The sequence below is a fragment of the Algoriphagus confluentis genome (assembly GCF_036245625.1).
Classification (GTDB): Bacteria; Bacteroidota; Bacteroidia; order Cytophagales; family Cyclobacteriaceae; genus Algoriphagus; species Algoriphagus confluentis.
This window is the reverse complement of the sequence record NZ_BTPD01000010.1, coordinates 62,343-89,333: the sequence shown is the minus strand read 5'-3', so window position 1 is coordinate 89,333 and position 26,991 is coordinate 62,343. Positions and strand designations below refer to the sequence as shown.

24 protein-coding genes are annotated in these 26,991 nt (G+C 44.7%); 15 read left to right on the top strand and 9 right to left on the bottom strand.

The window, feature by feature from the left end:
• Positions 1-24 precede the first annotated feature (24 nt).
• Positions 25-639: an IMPACT family protein gene (locus tag AAA943_RS15750; protein WP_338225232.1), complete on the top strand. Its 615-nt coding sequence runs from the start codon at positions 25-27 to the stop codon at positions 637-639.
• On the opposite strand, the gene AAA943_RS15745 is transcribed toward AAA943_RS15750, so the two are convergent.
• The 3 genes from AAA943_RS15745 to AAA943_RS15735 are packed head-to-tail and all read right to left on the bottom strand — an operon-like array spanning position 629 to position 3,862.
• Positions 629-1,231 (bottom strand): 3'-5' exonuclease, encoded by a 603-nt coding sequence (locus AAA943_RS15745; RefSeq protein ID WP_338225231.1) that lies wholly within the window; start codon positions 1,229-1,231, stop codon positions 629-631. The two genes, AAA943_RS15750 and AAA943_RS15745, sit on opposite strands and share 11 nt — an antisense overlap.
• On the bottom strand, positions 1,228-2,685 hold the full coding sequence (gene nhaC, locus AAA943_RS15740; RefSeq protein ID WP_338225230.1) for a Na+/H+ antiporter NhaC: 1,458 nt from the start codon (positions 2,683-2,685) through the stop codon (positions 1,228-1,230). Before nhaC ends, AAA943_RS15745 begins: the two co-directional genes overlap by 4 nt.
• A gap of 49 nt (positions 2,686-2,734) precedes the next feature.
• A complete protein-coding gene (locus tag AAA943_RS15735) occupies positions 2,735-3,862 on the bottom strand; it encodes an NAD(P)/FAD-dependent oxidoreductase (RefSeq protein ID WP_338225229.1) in 1,128 nt (375 codons plus the stop codon).
• Between the two features lie 76 nt (positions 3,863-3,938).
• Here AAA943_RS15735 and AAA943_RS15730 point away from each other — a divergent pair, with 76 nt between their 5' ends.
• On the top strand, positions 3,939-4,418 hold the full coding sequence (locus AAA943_RS15730; RefSeq protein ID WP_338225228.1) for an Mpo1 family 2-hydroxy fatty acid dioxygenase: 480 nt from the start codon (positions 3,939-3,941) through the stop codon (positions 4,416-4,418).
• 47 nt (positions 4,419-4,465) lie between these two features.
• Here the strand turns inward: AAA943_RS15730 and AAA943_RS15725 are convergent, their stop codons facing one another.
• Positions 4,466-6,727 (bottom strand): patatin-like phospholipase family protein, encoded by a 2,262-nt coding sequence (locus AAA943_RS15725; protein WP_338225227.1) that lies wholly within the window; start codon positions 6,725-6,727, stop codon positions 4,466-4,468.
• 195 nt (positions 6,728-6,922) lie between these two features.
• Here AAA943_RS15725 and AAA943_RS15720 point away from each other — a divergent pair, with 195 nt between their 5' ends.
• The gene (locus AAA943_RS15720) at positions 6,923-7,414 is read left to right on the top strand and encodes a DUF4494 domain-containing protein (protein WP_338225225.1); all 492 of its coding nucleotides are present in this window, start codon (positions 6,923-6,925) and stop codon (positions 7,412-7,414) included.
• A gap of 35 nt (positions 7,415-7,449) precedes the next feature.
• On the opposite strand, the gene AAA943_RS15715 is transcribed toward AAA943_RS15720, so the two are convergent.
• Positions 7,450-8,061 carry an HD domain-containing protein gene (locus AAA943_RS15715; RefSeq protein ID WP_338225224.1) on the bottom strand — a complete coding sequence of 204 codons (612 nt, stop codon included), beginning with the start codon at positions 8,059-8,061 and terminating at the stop codon, positions 7,450-7,452.
• A gap of 81 nt (positions 8,062-8,142) precedes the next feature.
• Between AAA943_RS15715 and AAA943_RS15710 the strand changes: the two genes are divergently transcribed.
• A complete protein-coding gene (locus AAA943_RS15710) occupies positions 8,143-9,192 on the top strand; it encodes a PAS domain-containing protein (protein WP_338225222.1) in 1,050 nt (349 codons plus the stop codon).
• A 52-nt stretch (positions 9,193-9,244) separates the two neighbouring features.
• Here AAA943_RS15710 and AAA943_RS15705 read toward each other — a convergent pair whose 3' ends face one another.
• Positions 9,245-10,117, bottom strand: a complete 873-nt coding sequence (locus AAA943_RS15705) for an SDR family oxidoreductase (protein ID WP_338225221.1) — start codon at positions 10,115-10,117, stop codon at positions 9,245-9,247.
• A 78-nt stretch (positions 10,118-10,195) separates the two neighbouring features.
• Between AAA943_RS15705 and AAA943_RS15700 the strand changes: the two genes are divergently transcribed.
• Complete coding sequence (locus AAA943_RS15700) at positions 10,196-10,996, top strand: hypothetical protein (protein ID WP_338225220.1); 801 nt, start codon at positions 10,196-10,198, stop codon at positions 10,994-10,996.
• Between the two features lie 100 nt (positions 10,997-11,096).
• Here AAA943_RS15700 and ahcY read toward each other — a convergent pair whose 3' ends face one another.
• Both ahcY and AAA943_RS15690 read right to left on the bottom strand, forming a co-directional pair.
• Entirely contained in the window at positions 11,097-12,416 is a 1,320-nt protein-coding gene (ahcY, locus tag AAA943_RS15695; protein ID WP_338225219.1) for an adenosylhomocysteinase, read from the bottom strand.
• Positions 12,417-12,491: 75 nt separating this feature from the next.
• Entirely contained in the window at positions 12,492-13,256 is a 765-nt protein-coding gene (locus AAA943_RS15690; RefSeq protein ID WP_338225218.1) for a biotin--[acetyl-CoA-carboxylase] ligase, read from the bottom strand.
• 60 nt (positions 13,257-13,316) lie between these two features.
• Here AAA943_RS15690 and rsfS point away from each other — a divergent pair, with 60 nt between their 5' ends.
• The 4 genes from rsfS (at position 13,317) to AAA943_RS15670 (ending at position 17,473) form a co-directional block, all read left to right on the top strand.
• The gene (gene rsfS, locus AAA943_RS15685; protein ID WP_338225321.1) at positions 13,317-13,664 is read left to right on the top strand and encodes a ribosome silencing factor; all 348 of its coding nucleotides are present in this window, start codon (positions 13,317-13,319) and stop codon (positions 13,662-13,664) included.
• A 66-nt stretch (positions 13,665-13,730) separates the two neighbouring features.
• On the top strand, positions 13,731-15,800 hold the full coding sequence (ftsH, locus tag AAA943_RS15680; RefSeq protein ID WP_338225216.1) for an ATP-dependent zinc metalloprotease FtsH: 2,070 nt from the start codon (positions 13,731-13,733) through the stop codon (positions 15,798-15,800).
• Between the two features lie 63 nt (positions 15,801-15,863).
• Positions 15,864-16,640, top strand: coding sequence for a UDP-2,3-diacylglucosamine diphosphatase (locus tag AAA943_RS15675; RefSeq protein WP_338225214.1), 777 nt, complete (start codon positions 15,864-15,866; stop codon positions 16,638-16,640).
• A complete protein-coding gene (locus tag AAA943_RS15670) occupies positions 16,637-17,473 on the top strand; it encodes a hypothetical protein (RefSeq protein ID WP_338225213.1) in 837 nt (278 codons plus the stop codon). The genes AAA943_RS15675 and AAA943_RS15670 overlap by 4 nt, the downstream gene beginning before the upstream one ends.
• 181 nt (positions 17,474-17,654) lie before the next feature.
• On the opposite strand, the gene AAA943_RS15665 is transcribed toward AAA943_RS15670, so the two are convergent.
• Positions 17,655-18,080: an FKBP-type peptidyl-prolyl cis-trans isomerase gene (locus AAA943_RS15665; protein ID WP_338225212.1), complete on the bottom strand. Its 426-nt coding sequence runs from the start codon at positions 18,078-18,080 to the stop codon at positions 17,655-17,657.
• 181 nt (positions 18,081-18,261) lie between these two features.
• Between AAA943_RS15665 and AAA943_RS15660 the strand changes: the two genes are divergently transcribed.
• The 6 genes from AAA943_RS15660 (at position 18,262) to AAA943_RS15635 (ending at position 26,925) form a co-directional block, all read left to right on the top strand.
• Positions 18,262-19,644 (top strand): sigma-54-dependent transcriptional regulator, encoded by a 1,383-nt coding sequence (locus AAA943_RS15660; RefSeq protein ID WP_338225211.1) that lies wholly within the window; start codon positions 18,262-18,264, stop codon positions 19,642-19,644.
• Positions 19,634-20,977, top strand: a complete 1,344-nt coding sequence (locus AAA943_RS15655; protein WP_338225210.1) for a sensor histidine kinase — start codon at positions 19,634-19,636, stop codon at positions 20,975-20,977. The genes AAA943_RS15660 and AAA943_RS15655 overlap by 11 nt, the downstream gene beginning before the upstream one ends.
• 73 nt (positions 20,978-21,050) lie before the next feature.
• A complete protein-coding gene (locus AAA943_RS15650) occupies positions 21,051-23,480 on the top strand; it encodes a poly(ethylene terephthalate) hydrolase family protein (RefSeq protein WP_338225209.1) in 2,430 nt (809 codons plus the stop codon).
• A gap of 12 nt (positions 23,481-23,492) precedes the next feature.
• The gene (locus AAA943_RS15645; protein WP_338225208.1) at positions 23,493-25,019 is read left to right on the top strand and encodes an ArnT family glycosyltransferase; all 1,527 of its coding nucleotides are present in this window, start codon (positions 23,493-23,495) and stop codon (positions 25,017-25,019) included.
• A gap of 99 nt (positions 25,020-25,118) precedes the next feature.
• Positions 25,119-26,156: a hypothetical protein gene (locus AAA943_RS15640; RefSeq protein ID WP_338225207.1), complete on the top strand. Its 1,038-nt coding sequence runs from the start codon at positions 25,119-25,121 to the stop codon at positions 26,154-26,156.
• Between the two features lie 190 nt (positions 26,157-26,346).
• The gene (locus AAA943_RS15635) at positions 26,347-26,925 is read left to right on the top strand and encodes a Crp/Fnr family transcriptional regulator (protein ID WP_338225206.1); all 579 of its coding nucleotides are present in this window, start codon (positions 26,347-26,349) and stop codon (positions 26,923-26,925) included.
• Positions 26,926-26,991 lie beyond the last annotated feature (66 nt).

Genomic DNA, 26,991 nt, shown 5'->3' with positions numbered 1-26,991 from the left:
CATGAAACAAAATAAAAAGTATACATGAGCGATGATCTGGGAGGAGACTCCTATCTCACGTTTGCCAGGGAGTCAGCAGGGCTATTCAAAGACCGCGGGAGTAAGTTTCATTTCTTTGGATTTCCTGTAGGCTCCGAAGAGGAAATCAGACTCAAGCTCCTGAACCTAAAAAAGGTCCATTTTGATGCCAGTCACCATTGTTACGCCTGGATGTTGGGTAAGGATGGGACACACTTTAGAGCCAATGATGATGGCGAGCCTAATCACTCTGCAGGGGATCCGATTTTGGGAAAGATTCGCTCCTTTCAATTGACCAACGTATTGATCGTGGTCGTCCGTTATTTTGGAGGCACCAAGCTTGGAGTCAGTGGTTTGATCCAAGCCTACAAAACTTCAGCCCAGATGGCAATTGAATCCAACGAAATCACCAACCACTTTCTTTTGGACCAAATCAGGCTGAATTTCCCCTATTCGGCGATGAATGAAGTGATGAAGCTGGTCAAAGGCCTCAATATGGACATTGTAGAACAAAACATGAATTTGAATTGTGAAATGGTTCTCAGCTTTCGAGCGGGACTGAAACAGGAGGTCGAAAACCGAATTCAGGACATGGAATCGGTCGTCCTCCTCAGGGGTTGATCAGCGTATCCAGAAAGCCCTCATCCCTCAGGACTTTATAGATCTCCAAGCAAGCCCATGCGTCTGTGGCGGCATAGCGAAGCTGTTTTTCACTCAACCTTTCTGCTTCCCAGTTGGATACTTGTTCCGTTTTGGAAATCCGGATTTTCAGTACCATCCCACTGAGGTTTCTAACTCCTACGTTGTGAAAACCAACTTTTTTCAACTCATCGTTGAGATCAAAAAAGGAATTCGGATGGAAGGAAGTAGTCAGCTTGCGAAGGGCCTTGATATCATCGTGCACAGCAGCGCCTACTTTGATCAAGTTGTCTTTTTCCAGAAGATTTCTGAGTTCATTGGGAAAGCCAATGGAGTTCAAGCGAAAAAGAAAAGCCTGAGTAGCCGTCGAAAGTTGCAAAAGTGAGACATGATTAAACTGTCCTTTTCTAAAAGAGGGTTTAGTCTCGGTATCAAACCCGATGATATCTTCATTTTCCAGGAAATCCACGACCTCTCCGACATCGTCACGATGATCGATCAAAAATATCTCACCTTCAAACTGTCCCAAAGGGAGCTCATTGATTTCTTCTTTGCTAATACTGTAAGGGATCATACCAACTCTTCTTCCGGCTCATAATAGCGGATACCCAGATTTAGGTATCCAAAAAGAATGGTCATAAATGGGCTTATTATATTGAAAAAGCAATAGGGGGCATAGACTAAGGTAGCCACACCCAAAACAGATGCCTGTGTAGCTCCACAGGTATTCCATGGCACCAAAACTGAGGTAACGGTGGCGGAGTCTTCCAAAGTTCGGCTTAGGTTTTCGGGTTTCAGCCCACGCTTTTTATAAACATCTGCATACATCCTGCCTGGCACCAAGATAGCCAGGTACTGATCAGAGGTGGTGACATTAAAGAATACACAGGTGGCAGCTGTGGAAGCAATGAGCGAACCTACCCGATGGACATTTCGGATAATCGACTCAGCCAATACCTTCAGCATACCGCTTTCTTCCATAATACCTCCAAACACCATGGCACAGACGATCAACCAGATCGTATTGAGCATTCCGGACATTCCTCCTGTCACCAATAGTTCATTGACAATGTCATTATCAGTCACTACACTTATTTCTCCGTAAAGTGCCATCATGAGTGCTTTAAAACTCAGATAGGCATAGGAACCGGATTCATTGGCAATCAACTGAATGATATCCGGTTGAAAAATCAAGGCAAAAATCCCTCCCAACAAAGCTCCTGTCAAAAGAGCAGGAATAGCAGGCACTTTTCGGATAATCATGACCAATACTACGATCGGAACTACAAAAAGCCAGGGAGTGATGTTAAACTTGGATTGAATCACCGAAGAGATAGTTTTGACATCTTCCACATTTCCCCCCGTCTCATAGTTTAATCCGATAATGATGAATAGGATGAACGTAATACTGATTGATGGCACGGTGGTTTTGGCCATGTATCGGATATGTGTGAAAAGATCAGTTCCGGCCATGGCAGGTGCCAAATTGGTCGTATCCGAAAGGGGAGACATTTTGTCCCCGAAGTACGCTCCAGAAATAATTGCACCTGCGATGATTCCTTCCTCAAAGCCCAGGGCTTTGCCTATCCCAAGAAGAGCAACTCCCACGGTAGCTACCGTGGTCCAGCTACTCCCAGTAGCGATGGATACCACCGCACTGATGAAGCAGGCAGCAAACAGGAAGATCACCGGACTCAACACTTGCAAACCATAATAGATCATAGCCGGAACTATCCCACTCAGCAGCCAAGTGCCGGCCAAAGCTCCGATCAGAAATAAAATCAGGATGCTGCTCATGGCAGAACTGATGCTTTTCACCACGCCATCCTGTAGCGTCTCCCAAGAATAGCCCAGTCGGAAAATTGCCACACAGGCCGCAACAGCCGCAGAAAGGACCAAAACAATCTGATTGGACCCCGACAAACCATCAGTACCAAACACACGAATATTGATCACCAAAAGGACAATTAAAAAGGAAAGGGGAATCAGCGCGTCGAGTACTTTGGGGGACTTGGGTAAGCTTTTCATCAACTAAGGAACAAGAAAATTGTGGTCCAATCTAAATAAAAAAAACCAATTACCGGACCGAAAGAAGCTCCGAAAGCTCTTTTCCTACCTGCCAGCCAATGGCCACACCCATACCTCCTAATCGGACCGCAGCACCTAATCGATTCCCAACTTTTTGGATTAGAGGTGTTTTCTTGGATCCAAAAGCCATTATACCAGTCCATTCCATTTCCCAGGTGATGCTTTTACCCGGCAGAATTACGGTTTTGGCCAAAGCGTCCAGGTGATTTTTAATCTTTGGATTGACTTTAAACTCCGTAGAAGTTTCACCTTCAAAATCCAAATTTCTCGCTCCTCCCAGCAATAGCCTCCCATCGATCTGACGGAAATACACGTAGCCTCTGTCTAAGTGGTACGCTCCTTTCCAAGGGATTTTCCCCTCTATAGGCTGGCTCAAAAGAATCAAACCTCTTCCCGGGTTGATTTCAGATTCTGGCCAGAGTTTTTTGGTAAATGCATTGGTGCAGATTCCAACCTTATCAGCTTGAAACTCATAAATTCTCGTCTTATCCAGATTTTCTGCCAATACTAGCCCAGTATCCTTTTGAACTTCAATCACTGAAATTCCGGTGAGGATTTTCACTCCCATTTCTGAGGCCATTCTCCATAGCGCTCCCAAGTATTTTCCAGGATCTAATTCCCCTTCAAATTTATTTTCTACTACCGCTTTTACTGAGGAAGAAAAGCCCAGCTTTTTCATTCTCTTTACAGGTGAAAAGACGTCTTTATTAAAAACATTCCTAAGTAGACGGTTTACTCTGTCCAAATCCTTCAAAGCCTCTTCGGACTTTTCATCCAAAATCTCAAATCCATGGTTCCCTTTATATTCTAAGGATTTGTCCCCAAATACCTTTCGGATCTCTTCCAAACCCCGGTACCTTTTTTTGACCAGACCCAAGACCTCTTCCTCAGATAGGGTCTGCAAATCGTCTAGAAGCTCGGTCAGGCTACCAAAACAGGCAAATCCGGCATTTTTTGTACTAGCTCCGGTAGGAAAAATCTCCTTTTCCAAGACCAATACCTTGGCTTTAGGATTCTTCTTTTTGAAATGGATCGCAGTAGAGAGCCCGGTAAAACCCGAACCCACCACAATTAAGTCATGATTCAAAAAGTTTTTTTGCTCCCAATAACTGATCATTTTCAAAGGGTTTGATTTAATTTTTTCTTTCAGTTGATTAATTTGACCCAACTTAATCGAAGAAACCCAAAAAGCCATGAGAAAGATAGACTTGCTACTCGAAGAATACGGGGAAAGCCACCAAAACCCCACCAACAAATTGATTCATTGGGTCTGTGTCCCTGCTATCTTTTTCAGCGTGATAGGATTGATTTTCAGTATTCCGGCAGGTTTCCTTCCCTCTGCTCTTCCTTTTCTTGGAAATTTTGCCAATTGGGCCACCATTGCTCTTCTGTTGGTGATGATTTATTACCTCTCTCTGTCTGTTCCGCTCTCATTGGGCATGTTGTTTTTTTCTGCCCTTTGCCTGGCTTTGGCTAATTTTCTGGACATCGCCTTTCCAGGATCACTTTGGATGATCAGTTTGGGCATTTTTGGGATCGCTTGGGTAATTCAGTTTTTCGGGCACAAAATAGAAGGGAAAAAGCCTTCCTTTTTCAAGGATGTTCAGTTCTTGATGATTGGACCAGCTTGGCTGATGCATTTTATATACAAGAAGATAGGAATCGGCTATTGAATCCATGCACCTCAGGACAAGGTCATTATCCTATTGAATGCCCGCGATCATTCCTCTTTTTGAAAGATTTCCACCAGTCTTTGAAGTGCTGCCTGATTCTTTTGGGTATTGATACTCATCAGAATTGATTTCTTTTCTCTTGCAGTCAGTCTCCAGTTGAGTGAGGCCCTTTGCATCGTTTCCTGACTTCCGGTAAGCTGGGTTGCCTGAGATTTTCCGGGTGCATATTCAAATTCCACCCGTTCCAATCCAAAAGGCATGGATTCCAACATGTAATTGAACAACACCTCATTTTGAATGGTCTGCACATTATCCCAGTTGGCGTAGATGTTTTTTAGTGGGTTAAAGACTTTCTGAAAAATACGGGGAAGTTCTGTTTCGGGGATTTCTGTGGTCTTTTCAGAATCCCTGATCGTGATTAGTATTACCCCTGATGTATTTTGACTGATCCATTCTCTGAATACATACATAAAGCGTAGCGCATCCTGAATACCGAAATTATCTGAAAGGCCTGTATCCATGGTCTCCATTTGGGGCCTGGAAGGCAGCTGAATATTGGGTGTGATGAAAGGAAAAGTAGCACTCATTCGCAAAGCGGTGAGAAACCGGAGATTTTGGGGTTGATGATTTTCAAAAAACCGGAGAAAATCAATAGACTGCTTCTTTTCTCCCGGGATGGTTTTGCCAAGAACCGAACTTCCCAAAAAAGACATAGAATGAGGTGAAATGACCAATTTTCGCCCATCATTGGTAATCAGAGAGGTGACGGGCAAGAGAGGAATGATTCCCTCAGATTCAGGTTGCAGGTAGGCGTGAAGCGGTTTGTCCAATATTCCCTCAGTATTGTCATTGAGCTGCTTTTCAAAAGCATACCCTCGATCCTTGAGGTAGTTAAAACCCTGGTAGCTGAATTTTTGATTACGAATCAAAAGATCATTTACAAGGAGGGTAAACAGAATGGGGTTGAGGTTGTCAGCAGAGATTTGGTCCAGGTATCGGGTGTCAGAAAGACGCATTTCAGAATCGGACAAAGACCGGAAGTACAGTTCCCGGAAGAAGGCCTCCCCAATCACGCCTCCTGAAGCCCCAGTGTAGAGCTTGGTGTGTCTTGTAGCTTCTCCATCAGTCAGGGTATGAATCGTCTGCAAGACATGAAAAGTCCATAAACTAGCCCTTTGTCCCCCACCACTTGCAGCGGCAATGACCAATTTGGGTAGAGCCTCTCCTCCTATTCTTCTTTTCCAATTCTCCAGAATTCGGATGATGTTTTTTTGGTCTTTAGTTAAAGTATCCGGATGGAGAAGATCATCCAGTCGCTCTACAGTATAGGGCGCTGGGTCTTGGGAATAATCCAAGCCAAAGGCCTCATGAGGTCGATTGAATACAGAAAGGTTGGAAAAGTAATTGCCCATAAACAGCAAAATCACCACCGTAAAAGTAGAATATCCCCTAAGCCAAAAACTAACCGCTCCCACAAGCATAATCAAAATTGACAAAAGCAGCAGGGAACTCATCGCTGCTGGGAACATCAGGAATTCCTGCTCTTTGAACAAGCCCAAAATCAAAACGAACAAAATCAGAAACAGCTGAATACTGAGAAGATTAAGATGATTTTGATCGAATACCCTCAACAACTGCCCCTTTTCAAAGCGGGCAATATCCGGACGGACATCCTGTGCCCGTAGACGATAATCCAAGAATACTTCTACCCTTTCTTTTTTATCTTTCAGCTCCTTAATTCTGCTCAGCGTACTTGCTCGGGTAAGCTTTACCTTGCGGAGCCGCTTATTGACCGACCCTGCAAACAGAATAAAGAAGTCCTTGTTGGTAAGAGCGGAATAGCCGAAAATCAAAATATAAGTCAAAATGCTCCCGCCGGCAAATCCCAGGTAATACTGCAAAACATACCAGTCGGAGGGGAGGTCATTGTCCAGCTGAAAAGTGACAAATTTGAAAGTATAGAGTAAATAAAAAAGGAGGGGAACCAGAGAATTGTTGACACAGTAGGTGATAAATGGCTTGGGTACGATGGCCAAAAACCGAAACCGGCTTCCATCCATGATGTAGGTAGTCATGTGATAGGCCATAGTAAGAATGGCCAAACCCACTCCCATCAGGAAAAAACTTATCCAGGAAACTTGATGAAGGTATTCCGGGTCCAGGAAAAGAAAAGGAATCCCCAGGACCACTCCGAACTGCTCCAAAATGATTCCGGAAAGTATCACCCAAACCAGAAGAAGGGCCAGATTTTTCCTCAATTGCAACAAAAAAAGCTGGACAGGAAAACTATAAATTAACTTATCTCTCATAGTGTTATTTGGTCTCTTAAGATATCTCTTTTTTATTGTTAGAGACTTGGGGCGCAGGTCGAAATACAAAGAATAAAAATTTGGCTCTAAGCAAATTAAACTTGCAACAAAAAAATCTTTGAAGATTCCAAGGGTAATCGCTCGCTGCTTTCGTCTAGAAAAAGTACTTTCGGCCAAGAAATAAATGCTGGAAAAATGAGAATTTGGTTTTTGTGCAAAGTAAAATATGCGAAGGAGAACGAGGAAGGCTTGCTAAAAAGCATTTCCGAACAATACTTGGTAGACGCCGTCTCTTTTACCGAGGCGGAGGCCATTCTTTACGATCGCTTGGGGTCCCAAATCCGTGGTGATTTCCAAGTCACCGGGATAAGCAAAAGCAACATTGTGGATGTCTTTTACTACGAGGATGCCGATATCTGGCACAAGTGCAAAATCACGTATCTCATCGCCGATGCAGATTCAGGGAAAGAAAAGAAGGTAACCCAATTCATGATTGTCACGGCAGAGGATATCAAGCAGGCCTACGATCGGATTCAGGAAAGCTTGAGCAATATGCTGGTGAGTTTTCGGGTACCGGATATTACGGAGAGCCCCATTGTGGAGGTTTTCCCCTTCGAAAAAGATGAAGTAGCCGAACAACTTCCGCCCGGTAACTTCCGCCCAGTCAATGAAGTCGAGCAGGAATAGATGAGGCCGTGCCCAGCAAGGGCACGGCTTTTTAATTAGAAAAGATCCGCGTCCCGCTGATGATCGATGACAAACTGAATTAATTCTTCTTGGGAAATGCCAGCCCGCTCGGCAGCGTCCCGAATGTCCTCCCTGCTGACTTGGGCGGCAAACTTTTTGTCTTTAAGCCGTTTTTTCACCCCTTTTACTTCCATCCCAAGATATCCCTCCGGTCTCATCAAAGAGTAAGCATGAATAAATCCGCTCAGTTCATCAAAGGCATAAAGCATCTTGTCCATCTCGGTCTCGGGATTGACTCCAAAATACCTTGGCCCATGAGACGCAATCGCCCGGATGATTTCAGGGTCGATTGCTCGGGATTCCAATTCCTTAATGATTTTACTGCAATGCTGCTCAGGCCATTGGTCCCAATCTGCATCATGGAGCAACCCAGCCAAATACCATCGGTGCAAAGTGGCTTGATCATATCCTTGGGATTTGGCATAGGATTTCATCAGGTGCGCAACCTGCTTCATATGGACTTGAAGTTTTTCATTTTTCACCCAATCATCCAGCAAGCCCAAAGCCTCGTCCTTGGTCAAAACCCTACCCTTATTTTCAGGACTTCCGAAGAATGATTGATTCAGTTGAAGTGAAAGATTTTCCATTTTAGACCTATTTTTATGCAGTTTGAATAATTTTTTTTGCCTTTTGTTAAATCGTATTTACTAATATTTTATCTTTGACACATGAATAGTTGGGAATCCATTCAGGTACTTAGCCAGTTAGCCATCACTTCGGAATATTTCCTGCAAGTGACACTGGATAAGTCTGGACGGGTGTTATCCTCAGACTCGGGAATTGGGCCAGTACCCAGCTTATTCGATTACAAAGAAAAGCCTATTTTTTTCGCAGACTGTTTTCTTTCGTCGGAATGGACAAAATATGAAAACCAAAGGATAAAGGCTTGGAAAAACAGTCATCAATCCTTTTTCGTCGAGCTACAAAAAATCAATCATCCGGATGAAACGACCACGCTGACCAAATGGGAGTTTTTTTTCATTTCGGAGGATTTTGGGACCTGCCTGGGAATTGGCCATCCAGTAGATCCGCTAAAGCCCTATAGTTTGGGGTTGGGTGAGTTCATAGACGGAAATTTCAACAACAATGAATTAGTTGACAGTCTTCTTGAAAACAAATTGTTGGGGTTTTGGAAGTTTGACCCCAGTCATGACCGGGAAAACATCAGCCCTGGACTGGCCCAGATGCTCGGATATCAAACCGATGAAATCAAATCCATTCCCAATCTTTCGTGGCAGCGGCATATTCATCATGAAGATCTTAACAGAGTCAGCAACCAACTTAAGAGCCATCTCAAAACGAAAGGGAATCTTTCTTTCCGTTCTGAATTCCGGATTATTTCAAAAAACAATCAGGTTACTTGGGTAATTGCGTTTGGCAAGACCACCGATTGGTCGCCTGAGGGGTATCCTTTGATGCTTCAGGGCTTGCTCATTGATATCACCGAAAAAAAGAAACAGGAGATTTGGATCAGGGAACATCATTATTTTCTCAGAGATTTAGCGTTTCAGCAGTCTCATTCCCTTCGAGCCAGAGTGGCCAATATTATGGGGATTCTAGAGATTCTTGAGACTGAAAGTCATGCTCCAGAAACCCAAAAATTGCTCAACATCATCAAAACAGAAACAAAAATGCTGGACAATTCCCTGAAAAAAAGCATCAAGGAATCCGTCCAGCAAAACCAAAGTTGGGAAAGAGGAATACAGGGAGAAGGCTAAAGACTTCTGATTTTCCATTTTGCCTTCAGATAGCCCCAAATCACTTTGGGGCTCATTGCTTTTTTCCCCTGGATGCCTCCAGCATGTCCCACATCGCTTCGGGGATTTGATCCAGATTATTGAACTCCCCTGCCCCTTTGAGCCACTCCCCTCCATCTATCGTCATCACTTCCCCATTGACAAAAGAAGAGAAATCAGAAGCCAGATAGGCCGCTAAATTGGCCAATTCCTGATGCTCTCCCACCCTTCCTACAGGCACTTTTTTGGCAGGGTCAAACTTCTTCACCAAGTCTCCGGGAAGGAGTCGGCTCCATGCACCTTCGGTAGGAAAGGGCCCCGGAGCAATGGCATTGGAACGAATTCCATATTTTGCCCACTCCACTGCCAAAGACCGGGTCATTGCCAAAACTCCCGCCTTAGCTGCTGCTGAGGGGACCACATAGGCAGAACCTGTCCATGCGTAGGTCGTCACGATATTGAGAAATACTCCAGGCTGCTTCTGTGCTATCCAATCTTTGCCTGCAGTCAGAGTAACTTGCGAAGTACCTTTCAAAACGATATCCAAAACTGTATTGAAGGCATTGACAGAAAGTCGCTCCGTGGGACTGATAAAATTCCCCGCGGCATTATTAAGCACCACATGAATTTGTCCCAATTCTTTTTTTGCTTGAGCCCACATTTCTTCTACTTGCTGAATGTCCCTCACATCACAGGATAAAGGGATCACCCGCCCCCCTTTTTTTTCCATCATTTCCTGAGCTGTATCTTGGAGTACATCCAGTTTACGGGAGGTAATGACCAGGTTGGCACCCAGCTCCAAAAAGTACTCCCCCATGGATTTCCCCAAACCTGTACCCCCTCCGGTAATCAGTATGTTTTTATCTTTGAGGGCATCTGCTCTCAGCATTCCTTGGTTAAAGTTCATTGGGTTGATAAGATTAGTTTCAGCCAAGATAGCAATCAGGCGCGGTAATTGAAAGAAGTTGGATCTTCTCACTTGACTATGAAAAATCTATTGTTTCCCCTTCTTTTTCTGGGGTTATTCTGTTCCTGTAATGAGGAAATCGGAAGAGAGATTTCCACAGACTTATCGGAAGAAGTGCGTCAATTTTACACCTTGTCCACCGCACTGACTGAGGGAAGTTACCTAGCAAACTTCACTTATGGGGATTATTTTAGGCTGCAAAGCGAGTCTCTACCCGGCTGTCCCAAGATCGAAATCGACCAGTCCCTTCGCCTGATTACCTTGGATTATGACAGCGTAGATTCCTGCATGCAGGAAAGAAACTTTTCCAGAAAAGGAAAAATCCGAATTGATTATTCACTATCCAACACCCAGATCTCGACTTGGTGGATGGAATACGAGGACTATCATTTTGATAAATCCCGGATTCAGGGGACTAGGCAATTTCAGTCCTTGTCCCCCAACCAAAACCAGGAAAGTTTCGAAAACCTCCGGTTGATTACCGATACTAACCTCTCCTTTACTGCCAAAGGAAGCCATACCTACTTTATTTCCAGATTTTCTTCAAGGCCCTTTGCAATCAGTTTTGTAGGAACCATCGAAGGTATAAATCCTGTGGGGAGAAGATTCAAACAAACCCTTTCTGGAGCTAAAGAAGTTTTCATCAACTGCTACAGTGAAGGATGGATTCTCCCCTTCGAAGGAGAAGAGACTTGGACCGTCGAAAGAGGTGCCACTAGAGAACTGAGCTACAAAATTGCCTTTTCCAGCGAGGAGGAATGCAATCCTCTCGTGAATGCCACTCTGCCGGATGGGAGAATCCTGATTTTGAATCCATAAAATATTCCCTTTCTGTGCATTAGCTCCCATCTTTATGGAAAACAAAAAAGCCTCGGTTTTCCCGAGGCTTTATATCATCCCGCCAAGTACAGGTGGAGATTTAGTACCTGTAGTACTCGGGCTTAAATGGACCTTTTACTTCCACGCCAATATATTGGGCTTGGTCTTCAGAAAGCGTGTCCAGTTCTACTCCCAACTTGGCCAGGTGAAGTGCTGCTACTTTCTCATCCAGATGCTTAGGCAGCACGTAGACTCCCGGCTGATAGTTCTCGTGATTTTTCCACAATTCCAATTGAGCCAAGGTCTGATTGGTAAAGGAATTGGACATCACAAAGGAAGGGTGTCCGGTTGCACAACCCAAATTAACCAATCTTCCTTCAGCCAAAACAATGATCTCTTTTCCGTCCAAATCATACAAATCCACCTGAGGCTTGATTACATTTTTGGTTTGGCCATAGTTTTTGTTTAGCCAAGCCATATCGATCTCATTATCAAAGTGGCCGATATTACAAACGATGGCCTTGTCCTTCATCGCTTTGAAATGCTCTCCGGTGATGATGTCCTTGTTTCCCGTTGCAGTCACTACTATATCAGCTTCTTTCACGGCATCAGCCATCTTTTTCACAGCAAAGCCATCCATCGCAGCCTGAAGTGCACAGATAGGATCAATCTCAGTCACGATCACTCTCGCTCCTGCTCCTCTCAAAGAGGCTGCTGAACCTTTTCCTACATCTCCGTATCCTGCCACGACTGCCACTTTACCTGCCATCATCACGTCGGTAGCTCTGCGGATAGCATCTACCAAGGATTCTTTACAGCCATACTTATTGTCAAACTTGGATTTGGTCACCGAGTCGTTTACGTTGATGGCTGGCATGGGAAGAGTACCGTTTTTCATTCGCTCATACAGTCTGTGAACTCCGGTCGTAGTCTCCTCAGACAAGCCTCTGATTCCGGAAACCAACTCGGGATAGTGATCCAAAACCATATTGGTCAGGTCTCCTCCATCATCCAAAATCATATTCAACGGCTGCTTTTCTTCTCCGAAAAACAAGGTCTGCTCTATGCACCAATCAAACTCCTCTGCTGTCATGCCCTTCCAAGCATAGACTTGAATCCCCGCTGCGGCGATGGCTGCTGCGGCATGATCCTGGGTCGAAAAAATATTGCAAGAAGACCAAGTCACCTCAGCTCCCAAGGCCACCAAAGTCTCGATCAAAACCGCAGTCTGGATCGTCATGTGAAGACATCCTGCGATTCTGGCCCCTTTCAATGGCTGGGATGGACCAAATTCCTCTCTCAAAGCCATCAAGCCGGGCATCTCTGCCTCAGCCAATTTGATTTCTTTTCTTCCCCACTCCGCCAAGGAAATGTCCTTTACTTTGTACTGGATGAATTTCTCAGATTTGATTTCTGACATCGTATTGATTATTAACAGTTAAAAACTCTTTTCTGCCGCAAAGGTACCCCATAAATTCGGCATACAAAAACCCGATCAAAGGTTAGTAAACTGGATTTCCTTCAACCCGAACTCTTGATGATCCCCATTTTCATATTCCAGGACCAGCTTGCCGTCCGAACTGATCCCGATGATTTTACCCAAAACTTCCCTTTTTCCCATCTGATACAAAGCCCATTCTTCCAAACGGAACAAATGCCTTAGATAGTTCTCCCTTATTTCTTTGTGCTTGTTTTTTTTCAATGCAATATATCCTTGCTCCAGCTGAGCGATCAGCAGTCTGAAGACCTCTTCAAGATTGTAATCACTTCCGGTCAAGGAAGACAGAGAGCATGCCTTTTGGGGCAGAAAATTAATTTGATTGATGTTGATCCCTACTCCTACAAGAGCATATTCCCAACCGGAAAGTCCGACAATGTTTTCAATAAGGATCCCTCCCAACTTCCCAATTCCAGGCACCACCAAATCATTGGGCCACTTGACTTGAAGGTCAGGAATGTAATCTTTCAGCACCTTTAGCAGCGCATTGGAAACCATCATATTCAACAAAAACTGTTGGGATATATCCAGAAAATCGGGTCTCAAAACCAAGGTGAAGGTGAGATTTTTTCCTGGCTCCACCTCCCAAGAATTCCCTCTTTGGCCTTTTCCTTTGCTCTGATGTCCACAGATGACCACGGAGCCTTCTTTGGCTTTCTCTGACCTGACTAACTGCATGGCTGTGTCATTGGTCGAGTGACACTCTGGCAGGAAAAGGACATCTTTCCCCAGAAAAATGGTGTTGGCAAGAATTTTATACATTAATTTTCGGTTCGGCTAAACGAGAGCATTTAAATGCCGATTTAAAATTAAATGAATTATATGACAGCAGAAGGGCTGAGCAAAGTTATCATCAAAGGGATGGAGGAAAAAAAAGCTTCTGACATTTTGGTGATGGACCTGAGAAATATCAAAAACACCGTTACCGATTTTTTTGTGATTTGCTCGGGCAACTCAGATACCCAAGTGGACGCCATCTCCCAATCCATCGAACAGCAAGTACATAAGGCCGGAGAATCTCCTGCTTGGAAAATAGAAGGCCGATCCAACGGGCAGTGGGTATTGATGGACTACGTCAATGTGGTGGCCCACATTTTCCTCAAAGACAAACGGGAGTTTTACGGACTTGAGGAGCTTTGGGGGGATGCCAAAACCACGCGTATAAAATAAAATCCGGATGAACTTTCAAATGGGTAATCCGTTTTAGCATAAGTTTATAGAATTACCAAAAAAGCGATGAGCGAAACCAATAAGAATAAAAATTTTGTACCTAAGCCTCCCCAAAAGCCTAATTTTCAGCTCTATCTGATTATTGCTGCAGTTTTGGTATTGTTGGGACTGACATGGATTCAGCAGAGAGGTGTAGTTATAGATATAACGCAGAAAAGATTTGAGGACATGTATCTAGCGGGTGATGTGTCCAAGGTAGTAATCGTCCGAAATATGAATCGTGTCGACGTGACTCTGAATCCTTCTGCCCTTCAGAATGCCAAATACAAAACTGAATTAGAGAGTAATTCTACCTTCTTCAATCCTTCAGGACCGCATTACTCCCTGAATGTAACTACTCCTGACAAATTCCAGGAAGACTTTGAAAAACTTCAAGAACGAGTCCCTGAGGATCAAAGAATTCCTTTTGAGGTGAAAGTGGAAGAAAACTGGACCAACTGGTTTAGCAGCTTTGGATTCTTAATCCTCCTATTTGTCTTCTTCTGGTTTATGATGAGACGAATGGCCGGACCATCCGGTCCCGGTGGACAAATCTTCAATGTGGGCAAATCAAGAGCTCAGCTTTTCGATGCAGAAAACAAGGTCAAAATCACCTTTGACAATGTGGCTGGATTGGATGAGGCCAAAGAGGAAATCCAAGAAATCGTAGAGTTCCTGAAGAATCCATCCAAATTCACCAAGCTGGGAGGTAAAATCCCCAAAGGTGCATTGCTAGTGGGCCCTCCCGGTACCGGTAAAACCCTTCTCGCAAAAGCAGTAGCCGGAGAGGCAGGAGTTCCATTCTTTACCCTTTCGGGTTCTGATTTCGTGGAAATGTTCGTAGGTGTGGGTGCTGCCCGTGTCCGCGATCTCTTCAAGCAAGCCAAAGAGAAAGCCCCTTGTATTATCTTCATCGATGAGATAGATGCTATCGGCCGATCCAGAGGAAAAGGCCAAATGCCAGGCTCTAACGATGAAAGAGAAAATACGCTCAACTCCCTTTTGGTGGAAATGGACGGTTTTGGAACCGATTCAGGTGTAATTGTACTTGCTGCCACCAACAGACCGGATGTACTGGATAGTGCCTTGTTGAGACCGGGACGATTTGACCGACAGATCTCCATCGACAAGCCGGATATTGTGGGCAGAGAGGCTATTTTCAAGGTTCACCTCAAGCCAATCAAAATCTCCGACGACGTAGATGCCAAAAAGCTGGCCGCACAAACTCCCGGATTTGCCGGAGCAGAAATTGCCAACGTATGTAATGAGGCAGCACTTATCGCAGCCCGAAGAAATAAATCTGCTGTGGACATGCAGGACTTCCAAGACGCCGTAGATCGGGTAATTGGAGGTTTGGAGAAGAAAAACAAGATCATTTCTCCTGAAGAAAAGAAGATCGTGGCCTATCATGAAGCAGGCCATGCTGTGGCAGGATGGTTTTTGGAGCATGCCGACCCATTGGTGAAGGTATCTATCGTTCCCCGAGGGGTAGCAGCTTTGGGCTATGCCCAGTATCTTCCCAAAGAACAGTTCCTGTACCAAACAGAGCAGCTTATCGATGAGATGTGCATGACTTTGGGCGGCCGAGCAGCGGAGGAGATCGTTTTTGGAAAGATTTCCACAGGAGCCTTAAGTGACTTGGAAAGAATTACCAAAATGGGTTACAGCATTGTTTCCGTTTACGGAATGAACGAAAAGCTGGGCAATATCTCCTTCTACGACAGCAAAAGCGATGGGTACAAGATGACCAAGCCGTACTCAGAAGCTACTGCGGAAATGATCGATCAGGAAGTAAGTAAATTGATTCAATTTGCCTACGAGCGCACTTTGGATTTGCTCAAGGAGCACAGAAATGAATTGGAGACTTTAGCCAATGAGCTTTTGGAGAAGGAAATCCTGTTCCAGTCTGATTTGGAGAAACTGATCGGTAAGCGTCCTTTTGCCAAGGAGACCACTTATCAGGCTTATACAAACAAAAAGGAAGCTCCAAAAGGCCCTGAATTAGTCAGCAAAGAAGAAGAAGGAAAAGAAGAAAGCTCGGATCCACTTACTTCCCAACCCGTACCTGAACCTAATCCAGACAATCAGATCAACTGATCCCAAAGCCCCGGATTTTTTCGGGGCTTTTTTAATTTTGCCCTCCCCTAGTATCTTTAGCTCATGCAATCCCAACCCCTGAACTTTCATCTAAGAGGCAAGAAAATCTATTTCGCTTCGGATTTTCATTTGGGTGCTCCTGACCGTGAAACAAGCAGGGCAAGAGAAGCAAAAATCATCCGATGGCTGGAAAGTATCCGAAAGGATGCTGCGGCAATTTTCTTAGTCGGAGATATCTTCGATTTTTGGTTTGAATACCGAGAAGTCATTCCCAAAGGGTTCATTCCTTTCATTTCCAAAATCACCCAACTGCGTGAGGAAGGCATTCCAATTCTCTTTTTTACAGGCAATCATGACCTTTGGATGAGGGATTATTTCACCCAAGAACTGGGAATACCTGTCTATGCTCATCCCATAGAGCTTTTGGTTGATGGTAAAAAAATCCTTGTCGGTCATGGAGATGGTTTAGGACCTGGAGACCATACTTACAAGTTGCTCAAAAAAGTCTTCACCAATCCAGTGGCTCAGTGGTTGTTTCGCTGGCTTCATCCTGACCTGGGGATTCGTCTGGCCAAAGCCTGGTCTGGACACAGCAGAATTACCAATATCGAAAAAAACGAGAACCATTTCCTCGGAGAGGACGAGTGGCTTTGGGCGTATTGCAAAGATTTGGAAGCCAAAACCCATCATGATCTCTATATTTTTGGCCATCGACATCTACCCTTGGAATTAGAAGTTTCGGACAATTCCACCTATTTTAACTTGGGAGAGTGGGTAAGTCAGTACACTTTCCTAGAGCTCTCCGAATCCGAGCCCCGTCTGAAACACTTTGAAGAATGAATTCCTTCCTGTTGATACTACTCTTTATTTTTTCCGGCTTATTTTCTGGCCCCGGTCCAAGAGAGCTTACTTTTTCCAATCCAACTGCTGAAATCCCTCTGGAATATGTGGATTTGGTCTCATTGGATACAAGAGATCAGATTTTCGCAAGCAATACTTCTGGTGACGTGTATTTGTATGACAAAAACGGAAAACAACTCAATCTCTACTCCCCGGTAAATCAAGGAAGATTACATCAGCTGGAAGCTTCCTGGACAGTCAATATTTTCACCTTTTCGGCCGACCTTCAGGAATACCGCATTATGGATAGATTCCTGAATGAGCTCAGCAATAGACAATTTTTTTCCTCCGGTATCAATTTGCCAAAAGCTGCAACCTTGGGCAATAACAACATCATCTGGGCTTGGGATGAATCCGATTTGTCCCTTAAAAGGCTCAATTACCTACAAAATCAGATCATCCAATCCCAGCCGCTCAATTTGATATTGGAATCGGAAAATCTTACTGTCTCCGAGATCAGAGAATTCAAAAACCGCCTCTTCATGAATGTCCCGGAATCGGGAATTTACATTTTTGACAATCAGGGGAATTTCCTTCAAAAAGTAAATCTGAGGATCGACCAAAGGCTTTGCTTCTACAGGGAAAATCTTTTTTGGGTAGAAGGAAAAAAACTCAAAATGTACTCTTTGGGATTAAAAGCCATTTTTGATGTCGGTGTATTGCCTTCAGAAGGGGTACACTACCTTCAGATCGGGCAGGAAATCATCACCTTTGTCAAAGAAGACCGGATTGAAATCTATCCTCTTCCAGAAGGACTGAAGTACATTAATTGAAAAACGACTTTCTCCTCAGCTTTGCTTCAACAGGTGTTGTAAACCTATCCCGGTAGTAATTTTTTTAAGCCCAAGTCATCCTCGAGTACAGGAGAAAGCAATTAGTCGACTATTTCGGCACATTGAGGGCAAAAAAATACCTCAAGCTAAGCCTGAGGTATTTTTGTGGTGAGTCTCAAGATCAATTGATCTCAACAAGCTCAATGTCAAAAATCAGATCTTTGCCTGCCAGTTCGTGGTTCGCATCCAAGGTGATTTTTTCCTCGGTCACGTCTACCACTGTCACCGGCATAGGCTGACCTCCTCCGCCCTGAAGGACCAATTGAAGTCCGATCTCAGGAGTGATGTTTGGGGGAACCTGACTTACCGGAACGTCGATCATCATGTCATCTCGGCGCTCACCGTAAGCCTCGGCAGCAGGAATGGTTACTGTTTTCTTATCTCCAATCAGCATTCCGTAGACTGCCGCATCAAATCCTTTGATCATATTGCCATCACCCAAGGTAAATCCCAGGGGTTCTCTGGACACCGAACTGTCAAATACACTTCCATCATCGAGTCTTCCAGTATAATGCACTTTTACAGCATCGCCTTTCTTTGCTTGCATGTGTTTTAATTTTAGTGAGTTACAAAGGTAAGGGGAAAAAACCGGACACCCAACCGGACAGAAGTGTACGGAAACAGTATAAATCCGTACATTTTCGAACACTGTATCTAAGAAATAAGCCTAAATTGTCCATAAATGCACTTGGCACCATTTTCCCAAGACTAATCCCAAATAAGTTACCATGGAAAATCAGACACTCGGCAAAATCCTGATCATAGACGACAATGAAGACCTACTCTTTGCAGCAAAAATGCTTCTGAAAAAGCATGCCCGGGAAGTAGTGATGGAAAAAGACCCCAGACGGATTCCTTTTTTGATCAGCAACAACAACTTTGATGTGATCCTTCTGGACATGAATTTCCGGGAAGACACCACCTCGGGTAAAGAAGGTTTCTATTGGCTCAATCAGATCAAGGAGATCGATCCCAAGGCTGTGGTTATCCTGATTACAGCCTTTGGGGATGTGGAGATGGCCGTACAGGCGCTGAAAGAAGGAGCTACGGACTTTATCCTGAAACCTTGGCAAAATGAAAAGCTTATCGCAACTCTGCATGCGGCGGTCAAGCTCAAAGAAAGCTACAATGAGGTAGACAAGCTCCAATCCAAACAAAAACAACTGCAGACCGATCTGAAGAAACCTTATGCTGACATCATTGGGAGTTCGGCTTCCATGAAAAACATCTTTTCCATCATTGATAAGGTAGCCCAAACCGATGCCAATGTGCTGATCTTGGGAGAAAACGGAACCGGAAAAGAGCTGATCGCCCGAGCCATTCATGAGCGTTCCCTGAGAAAAGATGAAATTTTTGTGGGTGTGGATATGGGAGCGATCACGGAGACACTCTTTGAATCCGAGCTTTTTGGACACAAGCGTGGAGCCTTTACCGATGCCAAAGACGATCGTGCAGGCCGATTTGAAATTGCTGACAAAGGCACCCTTTTTCTGGACGAAATCGGAAATCTCTCTATGCCTCTCCAATCCAAATTGCTGACGGTATTGCAAAAGAGAGAAGTCACCCGAATTGGGACTAACAAGGCCATCCCAGTGGATATCCGCCTGATTTGCGCCACCAATATGCCTGTGCATGAGATGGTGCAGGACCATACTTTCCGTCAGGATTTGCTCTACCGGATCAATACCGTAGAGATTTTCCTTCCTCCCCTGCGGGAAAGACAGGACGACATCCCAACTTTGGCCAATCACTTCCTAAAGCAGTACGGACAGAAGTACCGAAAGAATTTCAACGGCTTCACTCCTTCTGCCATGGAGCTCCTGCAGCGCTACACTTGGCCAGGAAACATCCGGGAGCTGCAGCATGCCATCGAGCGGGCCATCATCATGGCTGAAGGAGATCAACTGGACAGCAGGGATTTTTTCTTCCTCTCTGCCAAGCCCGCCTCTGAAAAAGCGCCTTTGATCAATACACTCAATCTTGACGACATGGAAAGAACCACCATCCAAAAAGCCATAGACAAAAACGGAGGCAACATCTCCAAAGCCGCCAAGGAGCTCGGACTAACCCGTGCTTCTCTTTACAGAAGACTGGAAAAGTATGGATTATAGAGTAGGATTACTTGGGAGAATCGCCTTGATGGCGGCTTCTCTTTTTCTTTTAGCCTACGGCATCATCGATGACTGGGGAGTCTTTATGATTTCCCTATTCCTGATTCTCGTGGTCTTTCAGTTGATTTTTTTGCTCCGGTATTCCGAAAGCTCTTTCAAAAAAGTCCGGGTTTTTCTGGACAATATCAAGCAGGACAAATATACTCAACTCTATCCTGTCAAATTTGACGGGACCGAAACCGACGATCTTCATATAGAGTTTAACGCCATCCTGGCCAAGCTCAAAGAAGATCAAGCCGAAAAGGAGGCCAACTACCAGTATTTCCGCTCAGTCTTCAAGCACCTGAGTATTGGTTTGATCACTTTTGGGGAAAATGGGGACATCCAAATTCTCAACGTAGCAGCCAAGCGAATCCTGCAGGTGGACGAGCTCAAAAACATTTCCGAGATTGAGCAGGTCAACAAGGAGCTTCACCTAGCCATCCAAAATCTCAGAACCGGCGGCAGTGAGCTAATCAAAATAGCCCATCCCGACGGGATCATGCAGCTCTCTGTCTATGTCATTGAGCTCCTGATGAGAGGAGAACGATTCAAGCTGGTTTCTCTCCAAAACATCCAATCCGAACTCGAAGAAAAGGAAATGGAAGCTTGGCAAAACCTGGTCAAGATTCTTACCCACGAGATCATGAACTCCATCGCTCCGATCTCCTCCCTTGCGGGTACGCTGAAGGGCGAACTGGAATACAAAATCGACCACGATGAGCCTCTACTTCCTGCCGATATGGAAGACTGCATGATGGGCATCAGCACCATCGAAAAGCGAAGTGAGGGATTGATCAGTTTTGTTTCGGATTTCCGGAGCCTGGCCCATATTCCTCCTCCGAAGTTCGGAAGTATCGGGATTGCCGGGCTCTTTGACCAAATGGAAATCCTCCTCCAAAACCAGCTCGAAGCTCAAGGAATCACGCTAAAGAAGGAACTCAATCCAAAAGAACTGATACTCTTTGGAGATCAAAATCAAATCGAGCAAGTCTTGATCAACCTGCTCCAAAATGCCATTCAAGCCCTGGAGGATGCCGAGGAAAAAACCATTACCCTCAAAGCCTATATCGATGAGGCCGGAAAGATCATTTTGGAAGTCTGGGATACCGGAAAAGGCATCGAAGAAGAAGCCTTAAGCAAAATCTTCATTCCTTTCTTCACCACCAAAAAGAAAGGATCGGGCATCGGGCTGTCTCTCTCCAAGCAAATTATGCGCCGGCACAAGGGAAATATTCAGGTCCGCTCCACACTGGGTGAAGGGACTACCTTTAAGTTGATTTTTAATGGGTAAACTGCAAAACACCCTGAAAGACAGGCATGTTCCCAAAAAAACCCTTACTTTCTGAGAAAAAAGCCCTATTTCCATGTCCTTCAAAACCTCCATTAAAAAACTCCAAAACTGGATTTCCCGCCTTTTCAATAAAATCAAACCCGGAGACTATGCCATTCAAGGTGCCGGAATCGGCCTGTTGATCGGTTCGGTGGTCTTGTTTGTGATCGAGGTCCTTGGGATGGGGATCAACTTTGCCGATTCCTGGATATTGATTTTGGGTGGACTGATTGTGCTCGGTAGTGTTTTGCTAAGCTACCTCGGCAATTGGCTGATCAAAAAATATGTCGAAATCCCCAAGCCGTATAAAATCGCACTGCTGATCTCCATACCTCTGCTTTTTTTGATGCGACTGGGAGACACAAGAATTCCTGCATTTATGGTGCTGGTTTTTTCACTTTTGGGTGCCGGGATATGGGTTTTACGACCGGCTCACTTTGGGAAATTAAGCGTTCCAAAGAAAGCCGTCGCTTTTTTGGGACTGATTTTAGGCTTGGCTGGTTCAGGTGCTTTTCTCTACTTTCTCACCATTCGAGGCTTAGACATGGAGGAGCAGATCAACGCTGCCCAACTTTCAGCAGATAAAATCACTCCCTTGGAAATGGAATCTCCGGCCAGTCCCGGTGCCTTCGAAGTGGAATATTTTACTTATGGCTCTGGAAAAGACAAGCGGAGAGAGGAATTTGCCGGAGGAGTCAAGTATACAACAGAATCTGTAGATGGAACCCCCTTCCTTGACCGATGGGAAGGCTGGTCCGGAAAGTACCGAACCTGGAAATGGGGTTTTGACTACCGGGAGTTACCCTTGAACGGACGGGTTTGGAAGCCAAAAGGAAAGGGCCCTTTTCCGCTGGTTTTGATCGTACATGGCAATCATCCCATGCAGGACTATTCCGATCCGGGTTATGAATATTTGGGAGAATTGATGGCTTCTCGGGGATTTATTTTTGTATCGGTAGATGAAAACTTCCTCAACGGCTCTTGGACCGACTATTCCAAAGGTTTGGAAAAAGAAAACGATGCCAGGGGCTGGATGCTTTTGGAGCATCTGCGGCAATGGAAAGACTGGAATCAAGATTCTTCCCATGAGCTTTTTGGGATGATTGATATGAAAAAGCTTTCCTTGATCGGACACTCACGGGGAGGCGAGGCGGTCGGTCATGCAGCCATGCTGAATCAGCTGGATTACTACCCGGATGATGCAAGTATACCTTTGGGCTATCATTTTGGCATTCAATCGGTCATCGCCATCGCTCCGGTGGATGGGCAATACAAGCCCGGGGGAAGTCTGACCAAATTTTCGAACGTCAGCTATTTGACCATCCATGGAGCTCAGGATCAGGATGTAGAGTCCTTTGACGGAGCCAAGCAGTTTGAGCGAATTACTTTTTCCGATTCCGTTTACCGATTCAAAGCAGGGCTGTATGTCGCCAATGCCAACCACGGGCAGTTTAATTCCAGCTGGGGAGACAATGACATGCTGGCAACTTTTTCCGGTGTACTCAACCGAGGACAATTGATGGATGCCAAAGAGCAGGAAACCATCGCCCAAGTGTATATCAGCGCCTTTTTGGAAGCTACGCTCAACCAAAAGTACGAGTACCTTCCCCTGTTTATGGATGCCAGAAAAGGCCGAAATTGGCTCCCAGAGACGATTTACCTTAATCAGTTTGAAGATTCAAGAAGTCAGTTTTGGGCGGGGTATGATGAGGATTTTGATGTTCTTTCTTTACCCAAAGGAGGAAAAGCTCAAGGGAAAAACCTGAGTGTCTGGAGAGAGGGAGAGGTTGTCCCAAAATATGGACTGAAAGGAACCCGGGCAGTTTTCTTAGGTTGGAATTACGAGGACTTTGGAAAGGATAGCTTGGATTGGGACGGGGATCAAAAGCCAGTTTTACCGGATTCCATCAGTGCCAGCTATACCTTGACTTTGGGTCCCGAATCTTTCCGTCCCGATTCTAGCTCGGTGTTGATTTTTTCACTGGCTGAATCCAACGAAAGCTCCAATCCAAAAAGCAGTGGAAAGTGGGTAAAAAACAACGATGAAAATCAGGAAGAAGCTGAGCCAAAGGAAGAGTCTGAGCCGGAAGAAAAAGAGGAAGAACAAGAAGATGAGGAGGAAGAAAAGCCCTTGGCTCCTTTGGATCTTACCTTGGAGTTGGTAGATACCGAAGGAAAGCAAATTTCATTTCTCCTGAGTGAATTTTCTCCCCTGCAGCGCTTAATTCAGTCTCGGGTGATGAAAATCCAGTTTCTGGACAAAAAGGATGAGACGGAAAGCATCTTCCAGATTTTCCAGTTTGATCTGGTAAAAATGGCTTCTCGAAATCCGGATTTTCAGCTGGAAAAGCTCCATCAAATCCGATTCATTTTTGACCGATCGGAGCAGGGAGTGGTGATTTTGGATCAGGTCGGGTTGATGCCCAAACTTCCAATAAATTCAGAGAATAGTCCTCCACTCTAATTCTGATTCTGAATGAAAAAAGAATACCTACTGCTACTATTCTTTATACTCGCCAAGTTTGCGCTGCAATACTTGGCGGTGCATCCGGATTACGATTTGCAGCGGGATGAGTTTCTGCATTTGGATCAGGCCAAGCATTTGGCTTGGGGCTACCTTTCAGTGCCCCCATTTATCTCCTGGAATTCGGTGCTGATCAATGGGCTCAGAGGCGGGGAGTTTTGGGTGAGGTTTTTTCCGGCATTGTATGGGGTTTTGACTTTGGTTTTGGCTTGGGATCTGGTCAAAAGACTCGGAGGAGGCCTTTTTGCACAAAGCCTATCGGCCATTTTTCTGCTTTGCTCTGCCATGATCCGGGTCAATATCCTCTATCAGCCCAATGCACCAGATATCCTGTTTTGGACTTTGGCCTTTTACAGCTTGATTCGATGGGTTCAGAATTCAAATCCAAAATGGATCTATTTGCTTGGTGTGGCATTTGGCTTGGGCATGCTCAACAAATATTCCATCGCCTTTCTGGGTTTGGGGATGATGCTTTCCCTTCTTTTGACCTATTCCAAACTTTTCAAAAACAAACACCTATACGGAGGTTTGGCCTTGGCTTTTCTGCTTTTTCTTCCCACCCTGATCTGGCAAATCACCCACGGATTTCCTGTACTGACCCACATGCGATTGCTTCAGCAATTCCAATTGGTCAATAACAGTGCAGCAGGCTTTCTGGCAGAACAGGCCCTATTCATTTTCCCATCTCTTCTCCTCATCCTACCGGCCCTGATTGGGTTTTTGATTTCGGATTGGGGAAAGCCTTATCGCTGGGTTTTGCTTTCTGCCGGTATGACCTTGGCGATTCTGGCATATTTTCAGGCCAAAGGGTACTATGCCTTGGGACTTTATCCAACCCTGTTGGCCCTATCGGCTTTCAGTCTGGAGAAAATGAGTAAAAGCGGATGGATAAGAAAACTCAGGCCAGTTGCTTTGGCCTTGCCCATTATCCTGTTTTTGCCTGCATTCAATTTAATTCACCCCACTGTTAGACCCGAGAAGATCTTGGTCTCCTCACCCAATTATGCCAAGCTGGGACTCAATCGCTGGGAAGATGGCAAGGAATATCCTTTGCCACAGGACTTTGCCGATATGCTGGGCTGGAGTGAATTAGGAAGCTTGGTCGACCAAGCTGTAGCCCAAATCAAGGAGCCTGGACGAGTTTTAGTGCTTTGCGGAAATTACGGGGAGGCGGGAGCGGTTAATTTTTATTCCAAAACTTCCGGTTTGGAGGCCTTCACCATGAATGCAGACTATTTGTATTGGTTTGATCTGGAGGAGCCGATTCGTCATTTGATTTTGGTCCGAATAGCGGAGGAGCCATTGACCGAGAGGGAAAAGGGATTTTTCGATTCTTACACCGAGATCGGACGGGTTTCCCATCCCTTGGCACGAGAGGCTGGAACAACCGTCTACTTGCTTCAAGGAGCCAAAGGAGATGTGAATTCTATTCTCAGAGAGGAAATAGTAGAGGAAAAGAGGGTTTGGGAGGGGAATTGAAACTTTCTAAGCTAATTTGGAAACAACTCAGAAAAATTTATCTAGTTTGGAAATGCAATAATTTTTAAATGTTCGTTCTTTAATCTTCCAGCTACTCTTATGACTAAAAACTTATATCCGCTATTTCTTCTTTTGCTATTTTTTGCGTTCTTTTCCTGCGACCCTAAAGAAGACCCTGCTCTTGAAACTGATCCTTTCCCTTCTCTTTCCATCTATGTGGATCGATTTGTAGCGGAAGCTAGGGCAAGAGGATTAAACTTGGATATGTCAGGTTTGGATGTTCAGTATGTGGATGACAAAATCACCCAAAATGGTAGAGAATTTTGCGGATATGGCTGGTCTAATTTCCCTCCGACAGGAAGAAGGCAAGTATTGATTTCAAAAGACCCCTCCTGTGGATTTACGATCAACTCAGATATTGAGCGGGAGATTTTTGTCTTCCATGAAATCGGACATGCATTTCTCAACCTGCAGCACGACAATTCTTTTTTATGTGATAATCGACCCCTATCCATAATGCATGAAAATGTAAATCTCTATGGCTATTATGAGGATAGTCCGGAGTACAAAGATTATTATCTGAATGAACTTTTTGACCGGTTAGCTGCTGAAGAAGAGTGTATCAAGTACGCCAAAGAATTTGATACAGATTCCGTGTTTTTCACTATTCGGGATAATGAGGGAAGTTGGATTTTTTCCAACGCACAGGGGAGTTTCACAGGTGAAAGAAGAACCAATTCCGCTCCCAATGCTTTGGTGATTAGCGCTGTCCCAAACAGAATATCTACTACCACAGGCTATTGGTTTACGCAGATCTACAACCCCAATATCCCGAAGGATGCAAGGGTCATTCTCCGGACCAAAGTGTATTCGGAAGGATTGACAGGGCCAGGCGTGGCCATTGGATTACGAATATATGAAGCCCTATTTTCAAATAATGGTGCTCAAACAGTAGAAACGGCCGTCTTAACTACTGAAAATGCTCCAACCTCTGGGACTTTGACCGGACAATTGCTAGAGTTGGTAATTCCAAAATTTACAAGGAAGACTGAAATCTTAATTCCTTTTGCCATCATGATGCCCGGTACCCAAGGTGAGGCGAGATTTGAGGATTTTGAGATTATTGTCCAAAAGTAATCAGTAGCTCATCCCACTGGAATTGAGATGGTCAAAAAAATGAATCTGCCAATTTGCCTGGCTCCGAAATCAAAATCTAGTACGCCGAGCCCTTAAAAAGAAAAAGGTGAGAAGAGGATGGAAAGTAAGGAATCCCATTCGGAAAACCTAAGCAGCATTTTTGTGTTTAAAGATTATTCAACGATTTCCTTTGAGAGAATTAGCTCAATACATCAAAAATCATGTGCCCGGTGTAGGAGATGAACTACTCCCCGATATTGAGGAGAACTTTCGTATCCGCTTTCTCGGAAAAGGAGAACACCTGATTCGAGAAGGGGAAGTCTGCAAAAATGTTTACTTCGTCAAAAAGGGCTTTTTGAGAAATTATGTACTGAAAGACGGCAAGGACAATACGGTGTGGTTTTTTTTCCCCAGCGATTTTTTGACGGTCTTTGACAGCCTTCAGCTAAAAAGTCCCGGAAGAGAAAATACCGAGGCACTCAGCGATTCGGAACTCTATTGGATCTCTCTTGAAAACCTAGAGGCACTCAATCTCAAATCCCATACTTGGGAGCGAATCAGCCGACTATTCACGATCCAATTTGCCTTGCAGCAGCAAGCAAGACTCTTCATGTTTCAGACCATGAATGCAGAAGAGAAGTACGAGTACCTCTGCGAAAATTTTCCCAAAATCATTCAATATATCCCCAATCAGTACATTGCCAGCTATTTGGGCATTACCCGAGAAACACTGAGCAGAATCAGGAGCAGGAGGAAAGACAGAAGGTAGTGTTTTATTGGAGGGATTGATTTTTTTGACCTAGATCACAGAATTTTATCCACGCAATTGATTTCT

What these genes read in the sequence shown, in the direction of transcription:
- AAA943_RS15750 (WP_338225232.1), top strand. Translation starts at nt 25, where the DNA reads ATGAGCGATGATCTGGGAGGAGACTCCTATCTCACGTTTGCCAGGGAG.
- AAA943_RS15745 (WP_338225231.1), bottom strand. Translation starts at nt 1,231, where the DNA reads ATGATCCCTTACAGTATTAGCAAAGAAGAAATCAATGAGCTCCCTTTG.
- nhaC (WP_338225230.1), bottom strand. Translation starts at nt 2,685, where the DNA reads ATGAAAAGCTTACCCAAGTCCCCCAAAGTACTCGACGCGCTGATTCCC.
- AAA943_RS15735 (WP_338225229.1), bottom strand. Translation starts at nt 3,862, where the DNA reads ATGATCAGTTATTGGGAGCAAAAAAACTTTTTGAATCATGACTTAATT.
- AAA943_RS15730 (WP_338225228.1), top strand. Translation starts at nt 3,939, where the DNA reads ATGAGAAAGATAGACTTGCTACTCGAAGAATACGGGGAAAGCCACCAA.
- AAA943_RS15725 (WP_338225227.1), bottom strand. Translation starts at nt 6,727, where the DNA reads ATGAGAGATAAGTTAATTTATAGTTTTCCTGTCCAGCTTTTTTTGTTG.
- AAA943_RS15720 (WP_338225225.1), top strand. Translation starts at nt 6,923, where the DNA reads ATGAGAATTTGGTTTTTGTGCAAAGTAAAATATGCGAAGGAGAACGAG.
- AAA943_RS15715 (WP_338225224.1), bottom strand. Translation starts at nt 8,061, where the DNA reads ATGGAAAATCTTTCACTTCAACTGAATCAATCATTCTTCGGAAGTCCT.
- AAA943_RS15710 (WP_338225222.1), top strand. Translation starts at nt 8,143, where the DNA reads ATGAATAGTTGGGAATCCATTCAGGTACTTAGCCAGTTAGCCATCACT.
- AAA943_RS15705 (WP_338225221.1), bottom strand. Translation starts at nt 10,117, where the DNA reads ATGAACTTTAACCAAGGAATGCTGAGAGCAGATGCCCTCAAAGATAAA.
- AAA943_RS15700 (WP_338225220.1), top strand. Translation starts at nt 10,196, where the DNA reads ATGAAAAATCTATTGTTTCCCCTTCTTTTTCTGGGGTTATTCTGTTCC.
- ahcY (WP_338225219.1), bottom strand. Translation starts at nt 12,416, where the DNA reads ATGTCAGAAATCAAATCTGAGAAATTCATCCAGTACAAAGTAAAGGAC.
- AAA943_RS15690 (WP_338225218.1), bottom strand. Translation starts at nt 13,256, where the DNA reads ATGTATAAAATTCTTGCCAACACCATTTTTCTGGGGAAAGATGTCCTT.
- rsfS (WP_338225321.1), top strand. Translation starts at nt 13,317, where the DNA reads ATGACAGCAGAAGGGCTGAGCAAAGTTATCATCAAAGGGATGGAGGAA.
- ftsH (WP_338225216.1), top strand. Translation starts at nt 13,731, where the DNA reads ATGAGCGAAACCAATAAGAATAAAAATTTTGTACCTAAGCCTCCCCAA.
- AAA943_RS15675 (WP_338225214.1), top strand. Translation starts at nt 15,864, where the DNA reads ATGCAATCCCAACCCCTGAACTTTCATCTAAGAGGCAAGAAAATCTAT.
- AAA943_RS15670 (WP_338225213.1), top strand. Translation starts at nt 16,637, where the DNA reads ATGAATTCCTTCCTGTTGATACTACTCTTTATTTTTTCCGGCTTATTT.
- AAA943_RS15665 (WP_338225212.1), bottom strand. Translation starts at nt 18,080, where the DNA reads ATGCAAGCAAAGAAAGGCGATGCTGTAAAAGTGCATTATACTGGAAGA.
- AAA943_RS15660 (WP_338225211.1), top strand. Translation starts at nt 18,262, where the DNA reads ATGGAAAATCAGACACTCGGCAAAATCCTGATCATAGACGACAATGAA.
- AAA943_RS15655 (WP_338225210.1), top strand. Translation starts at nt 19,634, where the DNA reads ATGGATTATAGAGTAGGATTACTTGGGAGAATCGCCTTGATGGCGGCT.
- AAA943_RS15650 (WP_338225209.1), top strand. Translation starts at nt 21,051, where the DNA reads ATGTCCTTCAAAACCTCCATTAAAAAACTCCAAAACTGGATTTCCCGC.
- AAA943_RS15645 (WP_338225208.1), top strand. Translation starts at nt 23,493, where the DNA reads ATGAAAAAAGAATACCTACTGCTACTATTCTTTATACTCGCCAAGTTT.
- AAA943_RS15640 (WP_338225207.1), top strand. Translation starts at nt 25,119, where the DNA reads ATGACTAAAAACTTATATCCGCTATTTCTTCTTTTGCTATTTTTTGCG.